Source organism: Cobetia sp. Dlab-2-AX, from assembly GCF_024124625.1.
Lineage (GTDB): Bacteria > Pseudomonadota > Gammaproteobacteria > Pseudomonadales > Halomonadaceae > Cobetia.
Genome location: NZ_JAMXRV010000008.1, coordinates 135,006 through 156,358, shown reverse-complemented (window position 1 = coordinate 156,358; position 21,353 = coordinate 135,006). Strand labels below are relative to the sequence as shown.

Here is a 21,353-nt window from a genome sequence, read left to right as displayed (position 1 = left end):
CCTTGGGCGCTCGACCCAGACTCCACAACGACACCACGACATCACGACATCACCACGACGCTAGCCGGCGAAGGCTCGGCCCAGCGCTTGCTGATTCTGCTGAGCAAACAGCTCGCAGCGATCTCGCCCCGAGGCCTTGGCACGATAAAGCGCCTCATCCGCCTGCTTCAGGAGGGTCTCGAAGCTGCAGTTCTGGCCGGTGCCTGTGGCAGAAACCCCGATACTGACGGTGGCAATATCGTGGCGTGAATTCCCCGCGTGCGAAAGCTCCAGGTCGCGAACATGGCGGCAAATCTCTTCTGCGCGAGCCAGTGCCTGCTGCGATGTACAAAATGGAAGTAGCACCACGAACTCCTCACCCCCGAAACGCGCCACGATATCGACATCGGGGTGCACACTTTCAGAGATGGCCGTCGCGATACGCTTGAGGCACTGGTCCCCTTTCACGTGGCCGTAGTGGTCGTTGTAGGCCTTGAAATGGTCGACATCGATCATGGCCACAGCGCACTGGAGTCGACTGCCGGCCTGCTTACCGAGCAGGGAGTTCACGAGACTGTCGAAGTGACGCCGGTTATAGACTTCGGTCAAGGGGTCGATCGATGCCAGACGCCGAAACTCTTCACTCTTTTCAGTGAACTCCTCGACCCTGAGCTGCTCGCGCAGCAGCAACAGGTAGGCAAGACGCTCGGCCTTTTCGCTGCGTAGATTGGTAATGATCGACAACAGAGTAATGGAAAAGAACACCATGAAGGCCATCAAGCCCGCCGAATCGGAAGGCGTGGGATGCGTGGTAACCAGATACAGCATCACGCTGGAATGAAAGATCGAGGAGCAAAGGGCATACCAGAAGCGCAGCTGAAACAGGACATTGCCCACCAGCACGATAAGACCGAGTGCGAACAGGTCGAGGAAGGAATGCGCAGAGGCTGACACCTGAAGCAACAAGGCAGTCAAAATCATCGCGAGGCAGATGAACCCAGTCATCAACATCTCACGCATAATCGGTGAAACGCCACGCTTGAGCACGTAGAGGCCGACCAAGGTGATGGGTGTCATGACCCCGACGCGAATGACGATGGCTTCCCGCATGTGGTCCGGCCGCAAATACCAGTCATTGAACAGAAACAACACATAGATAACTATCGCCACCAACCCCATCAAGGCGAGCTTATGACTACGAGCCTGATGAATATCCTGCTCGAAGCGGGCCTCAATCTCGACCGGGAAACGCACTCCTAGACCGCCCTTATGCTGTATCTGTCGTTCCACCTGCACCATCAGGTCATTCATTAACATCCCCTCCAAGAGGAGTGACAATCAATGAGCTCATTCTAGGTGTGGCGATTCAGATCGTTAAGCAATCAGATACAAACGTGACAATCGTTCACAACCTCGCCATACGCAAAGTCTGTCAACATATTTCAGACAACTGTTCTTGAGCCAAACGCTCGGTTATCAGCGGAGTGATGCCCCCCGACATCACTCCGCCATGACCTACCAGGCTGCTTATCAGCGCTTGAGACTCCAAGGGGCGGCGATGCGGAAGAAGCGCAACGTCACCGCCTCATCCACCGGCCGGGTCAGCAATGACACCAGCACTAAGACCGGCAGGTTGAGCATCAGCCCCCAGAAACCGGCATGCAGGCCCAGCGGATGCGGCCATACGACGGTAAACAGCACCGTGACCACGAAGCCGGCACTGATGCCGCTGATGACACCTGACGCCGAAGCACGCGGCCAGAAGAACATGCCTAGAAATGCCGGCAATACCTGAGAGGCAAAGCCCAGCCCGATCAAGAGGATCATCACCAGATTGCCCGGCTCCCAGATCGCCAAGGGTGCCACGATAAGGAACATCACCGGGAAGATCAGCCAGCGCGCCAGCTTGCCAGCGCGTTGGTCATCAAGCTTCAGACCCGGCTGCAGCACATCGCGACTCAAGCTCAGGGCCACCGAGTGGATGAAGGGTTCGCTGGAGGACATCGAGGCCGCCAGCGTGCCCGCACCCAGCAGACCCACCAGCCAGACCGGCATGTTGGCCATCGCGTATTCGAGCACCACGGTGTCGGCGCGCGCAAGTTCCGGCAGGCTGTAGATACCGATGAAGCCGACCACCACCAGCGGCAGGATCACCACATAGTAGGTCGGCAGCCAGCTGGCACTGCGGCGGATGGTGCCGGCGGAGGCGGCGCTCATCCATTGGGTCCATACCGGCGGCATGAAGGACAGCATCGAGACGATGATCGAGGTGGTCCAGAAGCTGAAGCTCATGTCACCGCCGGCGCCGGGCAGACGCAGATACTCCGGATCGCTGGCCTCAAGACGCGTGAACACGCCACTGAAGCCCCATTCGCCGGTAGAGAGATAGGCCGCCCAAAGGCCGATTGCCCAGGCAACGACCAGCATCAACACGCCCTGGAACGCATTGGTGCGCCCGATGGCACGCTGGCCGCTGACGAACAGATAGACGGCGATCGCGCTGAGCACCAGCAACACGCCAGCCCAGAGCGGAATGCGCCCGCCGCTCATCACCAGAAGGATGTAGGCCGAGCCGATGGTCTGCAGGACCGCATAGGCGATAGAGGCAATCGACATCACCAGCGCCGACAGCGCCCCCAGCAGAGGGCTCTGATAACGGTCCGCGATCGCGCTTGCCTGGGTGACATGCCCGAACTGCTCACCGAACTTCCACACCTTGGGGCCGAAGTACCAGGCCACCAGCGCCAGATAGGCCAGATAGATGGCGACATAGAACACCGGCACGCCCTTGCTGTAGGCCCAGCCCGGCGCGCCCATGAAGGTGTAGGCACTGACGCTGCCGGCGGCGATCAACAGATAGAGCGTCACGGGCCCCATCGAGCGCCCGGCAACTCCCCACTGCTCCAGCGTGTCCATGCGCCGGCCGCCCCGCCCCCCGAGACCGATGGCCATGGCGAGGACGACATACCCCAGGGTGACCAGCAAGGGCACGCTGTCATGCACGGGCGAAAAGGCATGCGGATCAATCACGCGGCGCCTCCGTCTCATTCGCCAGCGGGTCCTTGGTCATCAGGCCTTTGGCCCACGGGCCTTTCGTCAGCGCGTCGTCACCGTGGCGACGGCGCAACAGGCAGTTGCCCAGCAGCATCGCGCCGCTGCAGGCGAAGATGATCAGGTAACTCCAGATGACCAATGACGGCATGCCCCACAACAGGGTCTGCTGATTGATCCAGCCGATCACCGGCCAGATACCCATCACGACCAGCAGCAGGAAGATCACCAGCAGGCTCCAGCCCCGCCAGGTCGAGGGCATGACGAGGCGCGGCAAGGAACAGGGAGTCTCTGCAGTCCGGGCATCAGACTGAGAGGAAGACGGGGTGTCAGGCGCGGCCAAGACGATCTCCGATGTGAACAGGGAGTGAATGAAATTCTCGGCACGCAGTGTAGCCGCTGTGCCCTGCCCTGTGGAGTCACCCTGGTGAATCCCGCTGTTGACTCGCCCTGTTGAATCCCGCTGTTGACTCGCCCTGTTGAATCAGCCAGTGGCGCCACGTGACACGAAATCGCGCTCGATATGGGGACACAAGCTGACAGGGACAGCCGCTGCAAGGATGGGAGGAAAAGAAGCCCTCAAGAGTCGTCTTTACGAAAACTGCAAAAGTCTTTCATTATTTCGCGCGTTTATCACAAAGGTATCTCACGGCAGACTGCACAGCATCCAAGACCCACCCATTGCTGATGGAGAACTGCCATGCCCCTTGCCCTGCTGGCGCTGACATTGAGCGCCTTTGCCATCGGGACCACCGAGTTCGTGATCGTCGGACTGGTACCCACCATCGCTCAGGATCTGAGCGTCTCTCTGCCTTCCGCTGGCCTGCTGGTCAGCCTGTATGCCGTCGGTGTCGCCATCGGCGCCCCCGTGCTGACCGCCATGACCGGCCGCTTCAATCGAAAGCTGGTACTGCTGGGGCTGATGGCACTGTTCATCGCCGGCAACCTGCTGGCCTGGCAGGCACCCAGCTATAGCTCGCTGATCACGGCGCGCATCCTGACTGGCCTGGCCCACGGGGTCTTCTTCTCCATCGGCTCCACCATCGCGACAAGCCTGGTGAGCAAGGACAAGGAAGCCAGTGCGATCGCCATCATGTTCACCGGCCTGACCGTGGCGCTGGTCACTGGCGTGCCGCTGGGCACCTGGATCGGTCAGCACTTCGGCTGGCGCGCCACCTTCCTCGTGGTCTCGCTCCTAGGCTTGCTGGCATTGATCGGCAGCGCCATCCTGGTGCCCAACAATCTCAAGAAGAACGTACCGGCCACCTTCGCCCAACAGCTCAAGGTGCTGACCCATCCGCGCCTGCTGCTGGTCTACCTGATCACCATTCTCGGCTACGGCGGCACCTTCACGGCCTTCACCTATCTGGCCCCGCTGCTGCAGGACGTCAGTGGCTTCAATGAAGGCGCCATCAGTCTGATCATGCTGGTCTACGGTGTCTCGGTCGCCATCGGCAACATCCAGGGCGGCAAGCTGGCCGACCGCATGGGCCCGATCCGCGCCCTGACCCTGATCTTTGGTGGCCTGATCGTCATCCTCGGCGTGCTGACCTTCACTGCCGCCAACCCGATCACCGCCGTGATCACCATCCTGATCTGGGGTGCCTTCGCCTTCGGCAACGTGCCGGGCCTGCAGGTCTACGTCGTGCAGCAGGCCGAACGCTTCGTGCCGCAGGCCGTTGATGTGGCCTCCGGCCTCAACATCGCCGCCTTCAACATCGGCATCGCGCTGGGCTCCATCGTCGGTGGCCAGGTGGTCTCCTCGATGGCACTGACCGACACCGCCTGGATCGGCGCGCTGATCGTCACCGCTGCCCTGCTGCTGACCCTGCTGGCCGGTCGCCTCGACAAGCGTCACGCGTCTTCCATCGCGACCGCCTGACTCGTCACCTGCCCGCCCGCAGCCTAATGCCATCACGACGTGCCCCCGATTCCGACAGCTCAGCCTGCTGGCTCGGGGGCACCGTCGTCTACATACCCACTTGCTGAAGGAGTCCATCATGATCTCCCCGACCCGCCCGCTGGATCGCCTCACCCAAGGCCCCCTGACCCTGGGCGTCGAACTGCCTCTCGACAATGACTGGGTCCGCACTGACAGAGCCCCCTTCACGCCCTTCGGCGTGCCTGACATGCGCGCCCATGCCGAGCTGATCAAACAGGTCGACAGGCTCGGCTTCCGCGCCGCCTGGCTGCGTGACGTGCCGCTGTTCGACCCCGCCTTCGGCGATGCCGGTCAGGTCTTCGAGCTGTTCACCTACCTGGGCTATCTGGCCAGTCACACCGACAACCTGCTACTGGGCACTGCCGCCGCGGTACTGCCGCTGCGCCAGCCGTGGCTGGTGAGAAAGGCCGCCGCCAGCGTGCAGGCCCTGAGCGAAGACCGCCTGCTGCTGGGCGTCGCCAGTGGCGACCGACCGGCGGAATATCCACTGTTCGGCGAGGAGTTCGCGACCCGTGGCGCCGCCTTCCGTCACGCGGTGGATGTCATCAAGGGCCAGGCGGATGATGCCCTGCGTGAAGGTCAGGCCATCCTGCCTGCCGCAACGCGCCCGCCGCTGTTGAGTGCCGGGCTCTCGCAGCAGACGCCGGAGTGGATCGGCCGCGAGATGGACGGCTGGCTGGCCTACCCGGGCACGCCGGAGGACCACATCCGCCGCGTGGCGCTCTGGCGTCAGGTCGCCGGTGACAAACCCTACGTCAGTTTCATCCACCTCAATCTGGAAGAAGATCCGCACGCCCCGGTGCGTCGTCATCGCTTCGGGTTGTCGAGTGGCCGTCTTGCCCTCATGGAAGAACTGTCGGCCATGCAGGACGCTGGGGTGAATCACATCGGCTTCCACCTGCGTCGCAATCGCCGCCCGCTCACGGAAACCCTCGAGGAACTGGGGCGTGAGGTGCTGCCGCACTTTTCATGAGGGCTGATGGTTCACACAGATCTGCCCCCGCCATGGCGGAAAGGATTCACCGTTCACGCTTGCAAGGAGATCCCATGTCAGATTCCACACAGACCACCCCGCAAAACATCAGTCACAGCGCCACCCGGGTGCCCGCCTGGATATGGCAAGGCCCGGGAAAGCCTGAGTCGCTCGAGCAGTCAGAAGTGGACATCGGCGCCCCGGGTGACGACGAGGTACTAATCGCCACGCGTGCCATCGGCCTCAATCCCGTCGACTGGAAGTTCATGGCGATGGACAGCGAGCTGTGGCAAGCCGGCCAGATACCCGGCGTCGATGCCTCCGGCGAGGTGATTGCCTGCGGTGCCAATGTCCGCCACGTATCGCCGGGCGATCGCATCGCGGTCCACACCACCCTGGCGGGGCCGGGCACCTTCAGCAAACGCCTGCGTGTCCCGGCGCGCGCCGTGATGCGCCTGCCCATCTCCCTGGGCTTCAATGACGCCGCCGCCTTCCCGTGCCCGGCGCTGACCGCCTGGCTTGCCATCGAGAAGCTGCCCATCAAGGCCGGCCGACGCCTGCTGATCACCGGCGCCTCCGGCAGTGTAGGCCGCTGGTTGATCCAGCTGGCCAGACAGCGCAACTTCCACGTCATTGGCGTTGCCTCCGAGAAGCGCCACGCGGACCTCAAGGCGCTGGGCGCCGACGAGACGCTTGCGGACGCCGAGCAATTGGACGCGCCGGTCTTCGCCGTGATCGACACTGTCAATGGCGATCACGCCCAGAAGATGACCCGCCATCTGGGGGCCAATGGCCACATCGTCTGCATCCAGGACCGTCTAGAGCAGGCGGCCGCACCGGCCTTCGATCGCGCCATCTCGCAGCACGAAGTCGCGCTGGGTGCGCTGCACTGGGCGGGTGACGATGAGGACTGGGCACGCCTGGTCGAGGCGGGGGAAGGTCTGCTCGAAGCGATCGCCGATGGCTCCATGAATCAGCCGGCGCCCTGCATCGAGCCGTTCACCGCGCTGCCGGCCTGCCTCGCCGAACTGAAGAGTGGTGAGCGTCGCGCCCTGAAATTCGTGATCACGGCCAACGAATGACGCGCATGGCGGGCGGCGCGGGATTGTTGCGCAACCGGCACATGACTGATGCGTAGGCACGCCATTGTCGCGCCAGTTTCACAGCCCCAGTAAACACGACACAACACATGGAAACGTCCCCGCCGCACTCGGCGGAACGTCAACAGGAGTTACCGCATGTCGACTACCCTACCGAATCCCGGCTTTGGCACCTTCCGTCTGGAAGGCGACACCCTGCGTGAAAGCATGAAGGCGGCGCTGGACGCCGGTTATCGTCATTTCGATACCGCCCAGTTCTACGGTAACGAAGCCGAAGTGGGGCAGGTGCTCGCCGACAGCGGCATCCCCCGCAGCGAGCTGTTCGTCACCACCAAGATCTGGTACGACCGCCTCCAGCCCGGTGATCTTGAGAAGAGCGTCGAGGAAAGCCTTGAAAAGCTCAAGATGGACTACGTCGATCTGCTGCTGATCCACTGGCCGTCGCCAAATGACGAAGTCGCGATGGAGGATTACCTGCCGGCACTCGCCAAGCTCAAGGCTCAAGGCAAGACCCGTCACATCGGCGTCTCCAACTTTACCTGTGCCCAACTGGAACGCGCCGTGGGCATTCTGGGGCGTGACGAGCTGATGACCAATCAGGTCGAGGTGCATCCCTTCCTGCAGAACCGCAAGGTACTCGACAAGTGCCACGAGCTGGGTATTCAGGTCACCGCCTTCATGCCACTGGCTGTCGGCAAGGTGATGGATGACGACACCCTCAAGGCCATCGCCGAACGCCACGATGTAAGCCCCGCGCAGATCGCGCTGGCATGGATCAATATGCAGGACATCGTCACCTTCCCGTCCTCTACCAAGGCGAAGAACATCAAGAGCAACTTCGAGGCCTTCTCGCTGACACTGACCGGCGAGGACATGGCCAAGATTGCCGAGCTGGACCGCGGCGAACGTATCGCCAACCCGGACTTCGCGCCCGACTGGGACTGATGACTGCAGGCCAGTACTTGATACCATGCCTGAGCAAAGAAAAGGCCTCCCTTTGGGAGGCCTTTTACCTTACATGGCGTCTTCCGCCGCCCTCAATACTCCAGGTGCCAGACCCGAGTGATATGCTGAGTACCGGGGCGCGGTGAAGCCAAGTCATGCTCGTGCAGCAGATAGATCACCGTCCGCGCCTTGAACCAGCTCTCCAGACGCTGCGCCATGCGTTGTGTGGTGCGCGCATCAAGGCCGGAAAAGGGTTCATCCAGAATCAGCAATCCCGGGTCCGTCAGTACGAGACGCGCCAACCCCAGGCGCCGCGCCTGCCCCCCCGAGACCTGCCGGCCGCCCTCACCCACTCGGGTGGCGAGCCCCTGCGGCAACTGGCGTGCCCACTCGGCAAGGTCCACCGCTTCCAGAGCCTGCCAGACCTGCGCGTCGCTGGCCTGACGCGCGCCCAGTCGCAAGTTGTCGGCAAGGCTGGCATCCAGCAGCTCCACCTGCTGGGTCAGACAGCCCACCGCACGGGAAAGCGCCTCGGGCGAACAGGCCTCGATGGGCTGATCATTGAGCAGGATGCTGCCGCTTTGCAGGCGAGTCTGGCCGGTCAGCAAGGCCGCCAGCGTCGACTTGCCAGCACCGGAAGCCCCACAGATGGCCATCTGGACACCGGGTGCGATATCGAGGCTGACCTCGTGCAGCGCCTCGAACCAGGCACCGGGATAACGCCACGACACCTGCTGTATCTGCACCCGGATGGCACCGCTGGCCAGAGCCTGCTGCCCCTCCAACGCGCGAGTGGCGAAGGACAGCTCATTGAGACGTTCGGCAGCCCCCAGACTGGCGCCAGCCTGGGTGAAGGCAGCAGGCAAACCCGCCAGTCCTTCACTTAAGGCCATGGCCGCGAGCGGCAGCATGACCATCACCGCCGGTGCCAGTCGCGCATCTGCCATCCCCTTCATGGCGGCCGCCAGCAACAGCAGCCACGCAAGGCCGATCACCAGACTGGCCAGCCCGTTGCCGATGGTCGTGATCACCGCCAAACGCCACTGATCCTTCAACAGCCGCGATTCGATCTCGTCCAGCCGCTGGCGGGCACTGCCCAGCGCCGCATAAGCTTCAAGCTCCGCCTGACCGCGTAGCGTTTCCATCAGTGCCGAGCGCAACGCCTCCAGGGTCGTGACGCGTCGTCGACTGGCAACCAGCCCCCAACGCGCCTGGCCCAGCGTCAACCAGGCCCAGCCCAGCACGAGGAGTCCCGCCAGCCACGCCGCCGTTACCGGCAGCCAGACAGCAACCAGCCCCACCAAGACCGCGATCAGCCCCAGCGCCATCAGTGGCGGAGCCGCCAGACGCAGGTAGAGCGCATCCAGAGTGTCGATATCCGCGGTGAGGCGATTGAGCCAATCACTGGAACGCCGCGCCGCCACCCGCGCGGGGTCCATTGTCACCAATGCGGCAAACGCCGTGCCGCGTAGACTGGCCAGCAGACGCAGGATGGTGTCGTGGTTGTAGAGCCGCTCCAGATAGCGCGACACGGTGCGCGCGACGGCGAACAGTCGAATGCCGCTGCCCGGGGTGTAGACATCGAGTGTCATGGCCGCGCCAGCGGCCAACGCCGCCCCCGTCAGGGCGGACGCGGTAATGAACCAGCCAGACACCGCCAACAGGCCGATTGCCGAAGAGGCAGTCAGCAACATAAGCACCACGCCGAGAATCAAACGACGGCGATAGCGATCATGCAGACGCCACCAGGGAGCCAGGCGCGTAAGCGCCTCGCGCAAGGTCACACTGTCAGTCTGGGGATGTGTCACGCTCGTCCTCCTGTTGGCTCGTCGCTCCGGCTGTCACTGGCAGGATTCGCCCCTCCTCCAGCACCAGATGTCGCGTCGCCATGGCGATCAGCGCCGGATGGTGGGTCGCGATCACCAGAGTTCGCCCTTGCGCGCTCAATCCCTCGAAGCCCGCGATCAGATGACGTTCCGTCTCGGCATCAAGACTGGCGGTGGGCTCGTCAAGCAACACCAGCAGCGCATCGCTCAAGAAGACCCGCGCCAACGCCAGACGCTGGGCCTGGCCGCCGGACAGCCCACGTCCGCCCTCGCCAAGCGGCGTGTCGATGCCCTGCGGCAAGGCGGCCAGCTCAGCCTTCAGCCCAGCACGCTCAAGCGCGAGGGTAATCTCGGCGTCACTGGCCTCGGGGGCTGTGATCCGCAGATTGTCGGCCAGACTGCCCTGCATCAGCAGCGGGCGTTGATCCATCCAGGCAAGCCGCGTGGAGGGGGCTATCTGACGCTGACCGCTGTCCGGAGCCACGAACCCGGCGATCACCTGAAGCAGCGTCGACTTGCCTGCCCCGGACATCCCGCTGATGACCAGCACCTCGCCCTTCATCAGTGCCAGATCCAGCGGCCCGAGCACCTGACCGCGCTCGGGGTGGCTCAGACAGACCTCCGCCAGGCGCAACAGCTCATCTGTCGCTGAGTCGGGCGTGTCACCAGCCGCAGGCTTCGCCACAGGGTCGGCATGGCGCCGCGGCGCGGCATCGGCCGCCGCGAGAATCTCCATCAGCGTCTCGGAGGCCGCCAGCGCCGCAGCGCGATCATGATAGAACTGCGACAGGGTGCGTAACGGCTGGAAGAACTCGGGCGCCAGCAGCAGGATCACCAGCGCACTGAAAAGCGTCAGCTCATCGGCGGGCCCGATGGGGATGTCGCCGAGCAGGCCGAAGCCGATGTAGATAGCAACCACGGCGATGGACACCGAGGCAAAGAACTCCAACACCGCCGATGACAGGAAGGCCAACCGCAGGGTGCGCAGGCTGCGTTTGCGGTAATCATCGGCCACCAGCGTCACCTCACGAGTCGCCAGATCCCCTAGCCCGAACAGCCGCAGGGTGGTGATGGCACGCACCCGATCGACGAAGTGACGCGACAGCCGAGAGACCGCCTGAAACTGGTCACGATTGAGCGACTCGGCCCCCATGCCGACCAATGCCATGAACAGCGGAATCAGCGGTGCGGTCAGCGCCAGCAGGATGGCCGCCAGCCAGTCCTGACTGAGCACGATGGCCAATATCAGCAACGGCGTGATCACTACCAGACGCATCTGCACATGAAAGCGCGCGAAGTAGCCTTCCAGCGCTTCGACCTGCTCCACCCAGCGCTGGGCGAGCTCGGCGCTGTGATAACGGGCAGCGCGGACCGGCCCCAATATCTCGAGTGCCGTCAACACCTCACCACGAATGGCCTGACGCAGTCGCTGGCTTGCGCGCTGGGCCAACAACTCCTGTCCACCCGTTGCCAGTACCCGCGCGCCCAGGAGCGCCAGCAGACCGACGAAGGGCCATATGAGCTCTCCCAGCGCGGCGGGAGACGCGATGGCTTCGCTGATCACCCAGGCGGCAAGCACCAGCTGGGCGACCGTAAGGCCGCCGGCCAGGATGCCAAAGCACGCCGCAAACCCAAGCAGGCGACGCTCTCGCGTCGCCTGCTGTCTCAGCCATCTGCCGGCCTGGCTGCATTTTCGGGTGCCCCGATCAGCGTTACCGACCGGGGACTTGACTGATTCAGTGATAGCCACCTTCCTTGACCTTGCCGCGGAAGACCCAATAGCTCCAGGCGGTATAGCCCAGCACCATCGGAATGACGAACAGCACGCCCAACAGCAGGAACAACTGCGATTCCGGCGCGGAGGCAGCGTCCCACAAGGTGATGTCCGGCGGCACCAGGTACGGCCACTTGCTGAAGATCAGCCCCAGGTAGGTGAACAGGAACAGGCCCAGGGTCGCGACGAAGGGCTGTCCTTCCAGGCGCTTGCTGGTGGCCCGCCAGATCAATGCCGCGCAGCACAGCGCCAGTACCGGGAAGACCCAGAACACGCCCAGATGATCGAACCAGCGCTCCCGCACGTACTCATCCACGAACGGGGTGTAGAGACTGATGACCCCGAAGCCGACCAGCACGGCGATCAGCAGTTTCGGCGTGATGCGATAGGCCCACTCCTGCACCTCGCCCTCACTTTTCATGATGGTCCAGGTGGCCCCCAACAGAGCATAACCTGCCACCAGCGCAAGCCCGGTGATCACGGTGAACGGGGACAACCAGTCAAAGGCGCCGCCGACGTAGACATGCCCTTCGGTGGCGAAGCCCTGAATATAGGCACCGACCACCACGCCCTGACAGAAGGTCGCCAGGAAGGAGCCACCGCTGAAGGCGATGTTCCACCAGTGGCGATTGCGCGAGGACTTGAAGCGGAACTCGAAGGCGATGCCACGGAAGATCAGCCCCGCCAGCATCAGAAACACCCCCAGATACAGCGCCGGCAGCAGGATGGTGTAGACCGCCGGGAAGGCGGCCAGCAACCCGGCCCCGCCCAGCACCAGCCAGGTCTCGTTGCCGTCCCAGATGGGCGCGACCGAGTTCATCATCACGTCGCGGGCGTGCTCGTCAGGAGCGAAGGGATACAAGATGCCCACCCCGAGATCGAAGCCATCCATCAGGATGTACATCATGACGCCGAAACCGATGATCAGCGCCCAGATCATTGTCAGATTGATCATTTCCATCAGCTCAACTCCTCACCGTACGGCTGGCATCGTCATCCAGGCTCTCATGGGCGGCAGACAGCGGACGCATCGCGGTCTCGACTTCGTCATGCGGCAGTTCCGGTTGCATGCCACCGCGGATGACGCGGGTCAGGTAGTAGCTGCCAGTCACGAAGACCACCAGATAGACCAGGAAGTAGCCGATCAGGGTGGTCAGCACCATTCCGCCGGTGAGTGACGGCGTAACGGCCTCCTGCTGAGTCATCATCTCGTAGACCAGCCATGGCGAACGTCCGGCCTCGGTCACGAACCATCCCGCCAGTACCGCGAAGAACGGCGCGATGGACATCAGGCGCAGCGTCTGCAGGAAAGGACGTGAGTGATAGAGCCTGCCCCCGCGGCGCAGATAGAAACCGATGAAAGCCACGGCGATCATCAAGAGCCCCATCGCCACCATCACGCGGAACGACCAGAACACGAACCACACCGGCGGCTGCTTGTCAGGCGCGACCTCCTTGAGCCCCGGCACCACACCGTCAGGATCATGAGTCAGAATCAGACTGGCAAGCTTGGGAATCGCGATCTCGAAATGGTTGATCTGGGCTTCCTTGTCCGGCCAGGCGAACAGCAGCAGCGGCGCTCCCGACTGAGTCTCCCAGTTGCCTTCCATCGCGGCGACCTTAGTCGGCTGATGTTCCAGGGTATTGATACCGTGCATGTCACCCACCACCGCCTGGGCCGGAGCCAGTACCAGCAGCAACCACATGCACATGGACAAGGCCCGCTTGTTGGCTTCCACATCGCGTTTGATCAGCAGATACCAGGCACTTACCCCCGCCACGACAAAGCCACCAGTCAGAAAGGAGGCGATCGCCATATGGGCGAAGCGATACGGCAGGGAGGCATTGAAGATGGCAGCGGCCCAGTCCTTGACGAAGAAGTGGCCATCTACCAGCTCCACGCCTGCCGGGGTCTGCATCCAGCTATTGGTGGAGAGAATCCAGAACGAAGAGATGAAGGTCCCCAGTGCCACCATCAGTGCTGAGAACAGATGAACCCCTTCCGGCACCTTGCCTCGCCCAAACAACAGCACGCCGAGGAAGCCCGCCTCGAGGAAGAAGGCCGTGACAACTTCATAACTGAGCATCGGGCCGATGAAGTTGGAGGTGGCATAACTGAAGTTGCTCCAGTTGGTGCCAAACTGGAAGGCCATCACGATTCCCGAGACCACTCCCATGGCGAATACCACGGCAAATACCTTCACCCAGAAGGCGGCAAGCCGGTCCCAGGCAGCATTGCCCGTCTTGTAATAAAGCCCGTGCAACAAGGCGACATAGGATGCCAGACCGATGGTGAATACCGGAAAGACGGCGTGGAATGACACGACAAATCCGAACTGTATTCGCGACAGCATCACGGGATCCAGTTCCATGGGCGACTCCTCACGACTTCAAGCTTCAGGATTGCACAGCGCGCGCCTCATCCAGAGACAGAGCGCACTGTGACAGCGATATCACGGTCAGGCCGTGATCACACGATAGACAGGCTCAATGCTTTTTACTGACATACAGAGCATAGAAAACAACGTTCTAACATGCACGATGACGTATTGCCGCAGGCCTGGCCGTATCCATCATCATCAAATGCTGCGTGACAGGGCCCGCCATATTGCATGGCAGCATCTCCGTATTTTTCACTCAGATCACTTCCACTTGCCACCTTTCTTTCTCTGCATAACCGTATTTATTGACGCATATCAAGATACCCAAATACCGAGCTTCAGGTACGGCCAATGATAATCAAAATCAGTGACGAGCCAGCTTGGCTGCCATCGGCCGCTCCCCACTGATTCGAGCACTTACATTAAATAGTCTTATGTAAAGACGTACCCTTTCGAAAATACATGTTATTTGCTTACATGCCTCGATTGCTTTTTTGCCAAACCTCTTACTTGGCCCTCTTCTTCTTGTTCTGTTCTACCACTCTGGGGCAGTCACTCACCCCACGACACACCGATCACGGCCCTGATGCTTGGCATCATACAATGCTGCATCGGCGGCACGTACAAGGTCGGTGAAGTTGGTGTGCTGCTCAGCCTTGTAGCACACCGCCCCGACACTGACGGTCAGTACTTTCGCCACGGAGCTTTCGGGGTGGATCAGCTTGAGCGCACGCACCTTGCGACGGATGCGTTCGGCGCAGGCCCGCAATTGCCGCTCGGTCACTGACTCCAGCAGAACCAGGAATTCCTCGCCGCCATAGCGCACCACCATGCCCGGCTGCGGGCCGATGGCGGCCTGGAGGGCCTCGGCGACCTGCCGCAGGCAGTGATCCCCTTCCACATGGCCATGATGGTCGTTGTAAGTCTTGAAGTAATCGACATCCACCATCAGGATCGCCAGCCCATTCTCACGGGTCAGGTCCGCCCAGCGCTGGGCCAGATCCCGTTCCAGGTGACGCCGGTTGTAGACGCCCGTCAGTGCATCACAGTTGGCTTCTCGGGTAAGGCGCTGACCGGCAGCGCGCTTCTCCTCCAGCAACAGTCGTTCACGCTGGCGCAGCAACCACACCTGCCGCTGATTGTGCTCGAGCTGGTAATTGGCCAATAGCGAAAGTCCCGTGGTGCTGACGAATATCACCATCGCCAGCAGTTCCAGCCCCTCCTGACCGGCAGGTTCCAACACGATCACCCCGGCCATGATGAGCGTGCAGGTCAGCGACGCCGTCAGTGCCTGAGGGAAGCGCAGCCGAAAGAGAATGTTGCCGACCATCGGAAAGAAGCCGAACAACAGCGTATCGACATGCGAAAGCTCGGTGCGCGAGAGCTGCAACAGGATGGCGCTGACCAGCATGGTGTTGATCACCAGCGCAGTCATCAGCCATTCCTTGAGCCGCATGGAAGACGCGCGCTGCACCAGCGGCAGCACCAGCATGGCCACCACGCAGACACAGCCCAGCCGCAGCATGGCGGCCAGTGCCAGGTCCTCACTGCGATGAATGGTGTCACTGATCAGGAAGGTGGCATACATCACGAAGGCGAAGATGCCGGAATACAGCAAGCCACGCGTGCGCGAGACGCGTGTCTCTTCCACATACCGGGTCTCGAGGGCGTCAGGGAACATGAGCCGCCAGCGTGACGCGCCGCGACCGTCGATCAGCCCCTCGACGACCCCGCGCTCGGCGGCCACCGCCGCGGGCATCATCGCATCACGGCCGCCGGGGAGTCGCTTTTGACTTCTCATGACAGACCCGCCCCACCCATCGGCGGCCTGTAATCAGGCAACTCAGCCTTCTGTTCATTGTGCTGCGCATTCTGCCGCTCACCCTGCGGCGCAGCCTGGCGCTCGAAATGAAGGCCATTGCGAAGACCATCACGCAGGTCATCACTGGCTTGAGCGCGCTCCTTGCCATGGCCGTTGCCACGTTGCACACAGGTACGGTTGCGGCCATGGCGCTTGGCACGATAGAGCCCCTTGTCGGCTTGATCGACCCAGCAGCTGAGCAGCGTCTCAACCGCCATATCGCGCGTGCTTTCATCCTCCATTCCCTCGCCCTCGAGCAGGTGCGACAAGGGGATGACGCAAAGCCCCACACTCAGGGTGACGACGCCGAGCTCCGACTCGCGGTGGGGCAGCTTAAGCGACTTGACGGCATAGCGCATTGCCTCGGCCAGACTGCGCGCATGCTCGAGATCCCGCACGGCCACCAGGGCGGTAAATTCCTCGCCACCGAAGCGGACGACGCTGGCCAACGCAGGCTCTTTCCCCTCGAGAGCACCGGCGTTGCCAGCGCCTCTTTCTCTTTCCAGTGTTTCCTGCAAGGCCTGGGCGATCTGATACAGGCAGTTGTCGCCCGCAACATGTCCGTAGTGATCATTGAAGGCCTTGAAGTGGTCGACATCCATCATCATCAGCGCCAGACATGGTAACGGTGGTACCGGATGGGACGCTGACACGCCGTTCTTTGCCTGCTGAGCATCGCCATGGTGCTGCTTGAGCACCTCAGTCAGATGACGGCGATTGTAGAGCTGGGTCAAGGGATCGAGGCTGGCCATTTCCTGCAGCTCGGCATTGCGCGACTCGACATCCTGCAGACGCAGTTGATCGATGGAGGTCATCAGGTAGGCATGACGGGCCGAGAACTCGATGCGAAAGCTGGCAACCAGCGAAAACAGGCAGAACGCCATGAAGACGAAGGTAATCGCGAAGTCCATATGGGCATAGGGCATCGTTACGCCTAGCGCCACGCTGATCACGATGACCATCCCCCCTGCCGACAGCACCAGAGCCGAGACAAAACGCAGCTGCATCAAGACGATACCGACCAGTGGCACCACGCCCAGCGCATAGAGTTCGAGGAAGCAGCGCAGGTGGTTCTCGCGCACCGCCAGCCACGCCGCCAGGCCGATCACGCCCCACAGGGTCGCGACCAGCAGCGCCTCGCGCCCGACGGGACGACAGACCTCGCTCTTGAGGACCAGCACGAGGATCGCGAGTGCGATGCAGACATACAGGCGCAGCATCACGGCGAGATTCTCTGTCACCGGCATCGCGATCGGCGCATAGACGGTGTCATAGAGCACGAACATCAGCTGAAAGATGATCAGGCTCCAGCAACCCATTACGGCACGGCTTACCCGCCGACGATGCTCGAACTGCTCAAAGTCTCTCTCGAGTTCAGGGGCAAAGCTCAGCTTCGCAGGGGGCGTGGCACTCAGGTGTTGCTCCAATATTGCCATTCGTGAAGGCATGTCTGATTTCCCTTCAATCGTCCTGCTTTCTTTATCACATGCGCAGATGTTGAAAGCACGCTGACGGAAATGACAAACGCCTCAGGTCCGTGTTGATACCCCGCTGATGGACGAAAATCCAACGAAAACACCGGGCCTCGATGAGGCCCGGTGTTCTAGATACAGCTGACTGCGCTAACTGGCTCAACCGATGATGGCGTTGAGCAGCAACAGGGTAATGATGGAAATGGCCCAGGCGAGTGTCGTCGGCTTAGATGAGCCCCCTAGCTGTGCCTCCTCAAGGAGCAGCCCGATAGGCTCAGGCGCGAGGCGTCTAACCGATGCATTCGTGTCCATCAGGGCGGGTTGGCGCCCGGCCTGAGCAAAGTTGACGTAAAACGCAAAGTATCTGGCGTCTTCTGATCATCTCGCAGCTCTCAACTTCACGACACTGTGTTCAACAAAGGTGCAGAGGCGATGCGACCGGGACGTGCAGGTCGACGTCTGGTGACATGGCCGCTGCGACTTACCGCAGACAAGTGTTCTGACACGTGAGGCCCAACGATGAATCGCAAGACTATCCTGACATGCGCCATCACTGGCGCGGGTGATACCGCCAGCAAGAACCCGAATGTCCCGGTGACGCCGAAGCAGATCGCCGATGACTGCATCGCGGCCGCCAAGGCCGGTGCCAGCGTGGCTCACATTCACGTGCGTGATCCGGAGACCGGCGGCATCAGCCACTCCACCGAGCACTTCCGTGAAGTCATGGACCGTGTGCGTTCCGCCGACACCGACATCGTCATGAACATCACTGCAGGTGGTGGCGGCGACTGGATTCCGGACGTCAACGACCCGACTCGTGGTGGCCCGGGCACCGACATCCAGACCCCGGCCGAGCGTCACGCGCCGATCCAGGAACTGCTGCCGGAACTGTGCACCCTGGACTGCGGCAGCCTGAACTTCGGCGACATGGTCTACATCAACACCGCTGACTGGCTGCGCGAGCACGCTCGTCTGGTGCAGGCCGCTGGCGTCAAGCCGGAGCTCGAGTGCTTCGATCTGGGCCACGTCTGGTTCGCCCGTCAGCTGCAGCAGGAAGGTCTGCTCGACGACGACCTGCTGTTCCAGCTGTGCCTGGGCATTCCGTGGGGCGCCGAAGCCGACACCGAGACCATGGTGGCGATGAAGAACAAGCTGCCGACAAACTCCAACTGGGCTGCCTTCGGTATCGGCCGCATGCAGATGCCGATGGTCGCACAGGCCGTGCTGCTGGGCGGTCACGCTCGCGTCGGTCTCGAAGACAACCTCTATCTGTCCAAGGGTGTGATGGCGACCAACGCGCAGCTGGTCGAGAAGTCCTCCGGCATCATCGAGAACCTGGGTTCCAGCGTGATGACCCCGGCCGAGACGCGTGAATTCCTCAAGCTGCGTGATCCGTCCACCGGCAAGACCGCTGGCGATATCGCCGCACTCGAAACCGCTGGAGGTGTCGCATGAGCCAGTTGTCTGTCGTAGGAACCGGTGTCATCGGTAATGGCTGGATCTCTCGTGCGCTGGCCAATGGCTGGGATGTGGTCGCCTTTGACCCGGCGCCGGACGCCGAAGCCCGTACTCGCGCCTTCGTCGCGAATGCCTGGCATGCACTGGAAAAGGATGGCCTGGCAGAGGGTGCCTCCGTCGAGCGTCTGCGCTTCGCCGCGACCCTCGAGGAAGCCGTGGTCGGTGCTGACCTGATCCAGGAGAACGTGCCGGAGCGTCTGCCGCTCAAGCAGGAAATCCTCAGCGCTATTGATGCCGCTGCCGAAGAGCACGTCGTGATCGGCTCTTCCACCTCCGGCTTCAAGCCGACCGATCTGCAGCAGGACTGCAAGAAGGCACCGGGCCGCGTCATCGTCGCTCACCCCTTCAACCCGGTCTATCTGCTGCCGCTGGTCGAGCTGGTCGGTGGCGAGCACACCTCACCGGCACTGCTGGAAGGCGCTCGCGATGACTACCAGCAGCTGGCGATGCGTCCGCTGATCGTGCGTCGCGAGATCGAAGGTCACATCGCTGACCGCCTGATGGAAGCGCTGTGGCGGGAAGCCCTGCACCTGGTCAACGACGGCGTCGCCACCACCGAAGAGATCGACGCGGCTGTCGTCTATGGCTGTGGTCTGCGCTGGTCGCTGATGGGCACCTTCCTGACCTTCCACCTGGCAGGCGGCGAGCCGGGCATGCGTCACATGCTCGAGCAGTTCGGCCCGGCCCTGAAACTGCCGTGGACCAAACTCGAAGCGCCGGAGTTGACCGACGAGCTGATCGACAAGGTCGTGGAAGGCTGCGAATACCAGGCAGCAGGCCGCCCGGTCGCCGAGCTGGACCGTCGTCGCGATGACTTCCTGGTCGAGCTCTTGAGCCTGACGCGCAAGTACTGGCCGGAAGCCGAAGGCCTCGAGGGGCGTATCTGATGGACCTGCTCGAGATCACGGTACCGCATGAGTGGGTCGACTATAACGGCCACATGAACGATGCCGAGTACGCGCGCGCCTTCTCGATGGCGGTCGAGGCGCTGATGGAGCACGTGGGCCTGGGGGAGGAAGGTCGCAAGGAGCACGATCTGACCATCTACACCCTGGAGACGCATCTGTGCTATCTGGCGGAAGCGCACGAGGGCCAGACGCTCAAGGTCAAGGTACTGCTGCTGGACCATGACGCCAAGCGCCAGCACGTGCTATTCACCCTGACGGATGCCGACGGCGGCGAGATCGCCACCAGCGAGCAGATGTTGATGGCGATGAGCATCAGTGGCGGTCGTCCCACCCCCTGCCCGGAAGCGGTCGCGGAGCGCATTGCCGCCCTGCCCCAGCCGGCAGGCAACGATGACTGGCCCAAGGCGGCCGGTCGTCGTATCGCCATCCGCCACAAGACAGCCTGAGACGTGTGACAATCGGTGTCCGATTCGGATAACAAGTCGCTGATTCAGCGTCGAAACCCGCACCCTGCCAGTCTTCTGGCGGGGTGTTATTGTCTTGGGACACCCGCAGAGAGCCGATTCATGACCATGACGCCTTCCCCCATCACCTGTCGTACCTTCATCGATGACTTCGCACGTGGCATGGATGAAATGGTAGAGATGCCACTGGCAGACGCCCGCAAGCGCTATGAACAACTGTGCCAGCAACTTGGTGCGCCACTCGCGGAGGGCGTCACGACCCACGAGAATCACGTCGAGGTCGCCGGCCGCGCGACGCCGCTGCGCCTGCGCCACTTCATCCCGGAGGTGGCACGCAAGGCGGATGGCAACCTGCCGGCACCGGTGGTGTTTCTGCACGGCGGGGCCTGGCAGATAGGCTCGCCGGAGAGCCATCAGGGCATCGCCTCCAGTCTGGCCGCCCAGCTGAGTCGTGAGGTGGTCAGTGTCGATTATCGCCTGCTGCCAGAAGCCAGCTATCGTGACGCACTGGCGGATTGTCTGGCGACCATCGAGCACCTCTCCGCCACTGTCGAACCGGTGGCCATCGTCGGTGACAGCGCCGGCGCTCGACTGGCGATGGATGTGGCGCGCCGACTCGATACCGAGATGCCCAACATCGGCCTGCAGGGCACGCGCATGCAAAGCCTCGGCACCCACGGCGCGGAAATGGAGACGGCCCACCATCAGGAACACCCGGCCCCCGAGCAGCCCACACGCTATGTGCTGGGGCTGATCTACCCGCCGATGGACCCGGTCTTCGTACTGGCAAAGGAGAACGAGTTCGCGCTGGGTTCGGATGCGCCGCTGCTTGGCCGCGATGAAGTGGTCAGCATGTGGCTGACCGTCGCCGAGGGCGACCGCTCTGCCAGCTACTCGCCCTCGCCGGCCCATTCCCAGCAGCCGCCGGCACGCCAGATCGAAGTACTGGCCGCCGAGCATGATCCGCTGACCCAACCGCTGGAGGCAGCGGTGGATGTCTGGCGCTGGCGCGGTGCCGATGTCGGTTATCGCAGTGCACGCGGCATGGTGCATGCGGCGCTGCATGCGCATCATGCGCTCCCCGAGATGCAGCAAGCCTGGCAGGCCTTCTGTGAAGCCCTCGATCGGCGCTTGTGCGCCCTGGACTAGCGAAAGCCCC

At 62.4% G+C, this 21,353-nt stretch carries 17 protein-coding genes; 8 read left to right on the top strand and 9 right to left on the bottom strand.

Annotation, left to right across the window (positions count from 1 at the left end; translation table 11 throughout):
* Positions 1 to 60: 60 nt before the first annotated feature.
* The 3 genes from NH396_RS13790 to NH396_RS13780 form a co-directional block, all read right to left on the bottom strand.
* On the bottom strand, positions 61 to 1,290 hold the full coding sequence (locus NH396_RS13790) for a diguanylate cyclase (RefSeq protein ID WP_253064466.1): 1,230 nt from the start codon (positions 1,288 to 1,290) through the stop codon (positions 61 to 63).
* 219 nt (positions 1,291 to 1,509) lie between these two features.
* Positions 1,510 to 2,931: a sodium:solute symporter family protein gene (locus NH396_RS13785; protein ID WP_253064524.1), complete on the bottom strand. Its 1,422-nt coding sequence runs from the start codon at positions 2,929 to 2,931 to the stop codon at positions 1,510 to 1,512.
* Positions 2,932 to 3,001: 70 nt separating this feature from the next.
* On the bottom strand, positions 3,002 to 3,292 hold the full coding sequence (locus NH396_RS13780; protein WP_253064464.1) for a hypothetical protein: 291 nt from the start codon (positions 3,290 to 3,292) through the stop codon (positions 3,002 to 3,004).
* A 438-nt stretch (positions 3,293 to 3,730) separates the two neighbouring features.
* On the opposite strand from NH396_RS13780, the gene NH396_RS13775 reads away from it, so the two are divergent.
* The 4 genes from NH396_RS13775 (at position 3,731) to dkgB (ending at position 7,990) form a co-directional block, all read left to right on the top strand.
* Complete coding sequence (locus tag NH396_RS13775) at positions 3,731 to 4,912, top strand: MFS transporter (RefSeq protein WP_253064462.1); 1,182 nt, start codon at positions 3,731 to 3,733, stop codon at positions 4,910 to 4,912.
* A 118-nt stretch (positions 4,913 to 5,030) separates the two neighbouring features.
* A complete protein-coding gene (locus NH396_RS13770) occupies positions 5,031 to 5,945 on the top strand; it encodes a TIGR03571 family LLM class oxidoreductase (RefSeq protein WP_253064460.1) in 915 nt (304 codons plus the stop codon).
* 74 nt (positions 5,946 to 6,019) lie between these two features.
* Complete coding sequence (locus NH396_RS13765) at positions 6,020 to 7,027, top strand: alcohol dehydrogenase catalytic domain-containing protein (RefSeq protein WP_253064458.1); 1,008 nt, start codon at positions 6,020 to 6,022, stop codon at positions 7,025 to 7,027.
* Positions 7,028 to 7,183: 156 nt separating this feature from the next.
* Positions 7,184 to 7,990 (top strand): 2,5-didehydrogluconate reductase DkgB, encoded by an 807-nt coding sequence (dkgB, locus tag NH396_RS13760; protein WP_253064456.1) that lies wholly within the window; start codon positions 7,184 to 7,186, stop codon positions 7,988 to 7,990.
* A 92-nt stretch (positions 7,991 to 8,082) separates the two neighbouring features.
* On the opposite strand, the gene cydC is transcribed toward dkgB, so the two are convergent.
* From cydC to NH396_RS13730, 6 genes are all read right to left on the bottom strand, one after another.
* On the bottom strand, positions 8,083 to 9,798 hold the full coding sequence (gene cydC / locus NH396_RS13755) for a thiol reductant ABC exporter subunit CydC (RefSeq protein ID WP_253064455.1): 1,716 nt from the start codon (positions 9,796 to 9,798) through the stop codon (positions 8,083 to 8,085).
* Positions 9,779 to 11,455 (bottom strand): thiol reductant ABC exporter subunit CydD, encoded by a 1,677-nt coding sequence (cydD, locus tag NH396_RS13750; protein WP_306424418.1) that lies wholly within the window; start codon positions 11,453 to 11,455, stop codon positions 9,779 to 9,781. The genes cydC and cydD overlap by 20 nt, the downstream gene beginning before the upstream one ends.
* Positions 11,456 to 11,552: 97 nt before the next feature.
* On the bottom strand, positions 11,553 to 12,551 hold the full coding sequence (cydB, locus tag NH396_RS13745; RefSeq protein WP_253064449.1) for a cytochrome d ubiquinol oxidase subunit II: 999 nt from the start codon (positions 12,549 to 12,551) through the stop codon (positions 11,553 to 11,555).
* Positions 12,552 to 12,555: 4 nt separating this feature from the next.
* Complete coding sequence (locus NH396_RS13740; RefSeq protein WP_253064448.1) at positions 12,556 to 13,962, bottom strand: cytochrome ubiquinol oxidase subunit I; 1,407 nt, start codon at positions 13,960 to 13,962, stop codon at positions 12,556 to 12,558.
* 565 nt (positions 13,963 to 14,527) lie between these two features.
* On the bottom strand, positions 14,528 to 15,772 hold the full coding sequence (locus tag NH396_RS13735; protein ID WP_253064447.1) for a GGDEF domain-containing protein: 1,245 nt from the start codon (positions 15,770 to 15,772) through the stop codon (positions 14,528 to 14,530).
* Positions 15,769 to 17,280 (bottom strand): GGDEF domain-containing protein, encoded by a 1,512-nt coding sequence (locus NH396_RS13730; RefSeq protein ID WP_253064446.1) that lies wholly within the window; start codon positions 17,278 to 17,280, stop codon positions 15,769 to 15,771. Before NH396_RS13730 ends, NH396_RS13735 begins: the two co-directional genes overlap by 4 nt.
* Positions 17,281 to 17,823: 543 nt before the next feature.
* Between NH396_RS13730 and NH396_RS13725 the strand changes: the two genes are divergently transcribed.
* From NH396_RS13725 to NH396_RS13710, 4 genes are all read left to right on the top strand, one after another.
* Positions 17,824 to 18,759, top strand: coding sequence for a 3-keto-5-aminohexanoate cleavage protein (locus NH396_RS13725; protein ID WP_253064445.1), 936 nt, complete (start codon positions 17,824 to 17,826; stop codon positions 18,757 to 18,759).
* Complete coding sequence (locus NH396_RS13720) at positions 18,756 to 19,709, top strand: L-carnitine dehydrogenase (protein ID WP_253064444.1); 954 nt, start codon at positions 18,756 to 18,758, stop codon at positions 19,707 to 19,709. The genes NH396_RS13725 and NH396_RS13720 overlap by 4 nt, the downstream gene beginning before the upstream one ends.
* A complete protein-coding gene (locus NH396_RS13715) occupies positions 19,709 to 20,176 on the top strand; it encodes a thioesterase family protein (protein WP_253064442.1) in 468 nt (155 codons plus the stop codon). The genes NH396_RS13720 and NH396_RS13715 overlap by 1 nt, the downstream gene beginning before the upstream one ends.
* Positions 20,177 to 20,296: 120 nt before the next feature.
* The gene (locus tag NH396_RS13710) at positions 20,297 to 21,343 is read left to right on the top strand and encodes an alpha/beta hydrolase (RefSeq protein WP_253064439.1); all 1,047 of its coding nucleotides are present in this window, start codon (positions 20,297 to 20,299) and stop codon (positions 21,341 to 21,343) included.
* The last annotated feature ends 10 nt before the right edge of the window (positions 21,344 to 21,353 follow it).

Coding starts and splice junctions, on each gene's coding strand:
- NH396_RS13790 (WP_253064466.1), bottom strand. CDS start 1,290: ATGAATGACCTGATGGTGCAGGTGGAACGACAGATACAGCATAAGGGC.
- NH396_RS13785 (WP_253064524.1), bottom strand. CDS start 2,931: ATGGCCATCGGTCTCGGGGGGCGGGGCGGCCGGCGCATGGACACGCTG.
- NH396_RS13780 (WP_253064464.1), bottom strand. CDS start 3,292: ATGCCCTCGACCTGGCGGGGCTGGAGCCTGCTGGTGATCTTCCTGCTG.
- NH396_RS13775 (WP_253064462.1), top strand. CDS start 3,731: ATGCCCCTTGCCCTGCTGGCGCTGACATTGAGCGCCTTTGCCATCGGG.
- NH396_RS13770 (WP_253064460.1), top strand. CDS start 5,031: ATGATCTCCCCGACCCGCCCGCTGGATCGCCTCACCCAAGGCCCCCTG.
- NH396_RS13765 (WP_253064458.1), top strand. CDS start 6,020: ATGTCAGATTCCACACAGACCACCCCGCAAAACATCAGTCACAGCGCC.
- dkgB (WP_253064456.1), top strand. CDS start 7,184: ATGTCGACTACCCTACCGAATCCCGGCTTTGGCACCTTCCGTCTGGAA.
- cydB (WP_253064449.1), bottom strand. CDS start 12,551: ATGGAAATGATCAATCTGACAATGATCTGGGCGCTGATCATCGGTTTC.
- NH396_RS13740 (WP_253064448.1), bottom strand. CDS start 13,962: ATGGAACTGGATCCCGTGATGCTGTCGCGAATACAGTTCGGATTTGTC.
- NH396_RS13735 (WP_253064447.1), bottom strand. CDS start 15,772: ATGAGAAGTCAAAAGCGACTCCCCGGCGGCCGTGATGCGATGATGCCC.
- NH396_RS13730 (WP_253064446.1), bottom strand. CDS start 17,280: ATGCCTTCACGAATGGCAATATTGGAGCAACACCTGAGTGCCACGCCC.
- NH396_RS13725 (WP_253064445.1), top strand. CDS start 17,824: ATGAATCGCAAGACTATCCTGACATGCGCCATCACTGGCGCGGGTGAT.
- NH396_RS13720 (WP_253064444.1), top strand. CDS start 18,756: ATGAGCCAGTTGTCTGTCGTAGGAACCGGTGTCATCGGTAATGGCTGG.
- NH396_RS13715 (WP_253064442.1), top strand. CDS start 19,709: ATGGACCTGCTCGAGATCACGGTACCGCATGAGTGGGTCGACTATAAC.
- NH396_RS13710 (WP_253064439.1), top strand. CDS start 20,297: ATGACCATGACGCCTTCCCCCATCACCTGTCGTACCTTCATCGATGAC.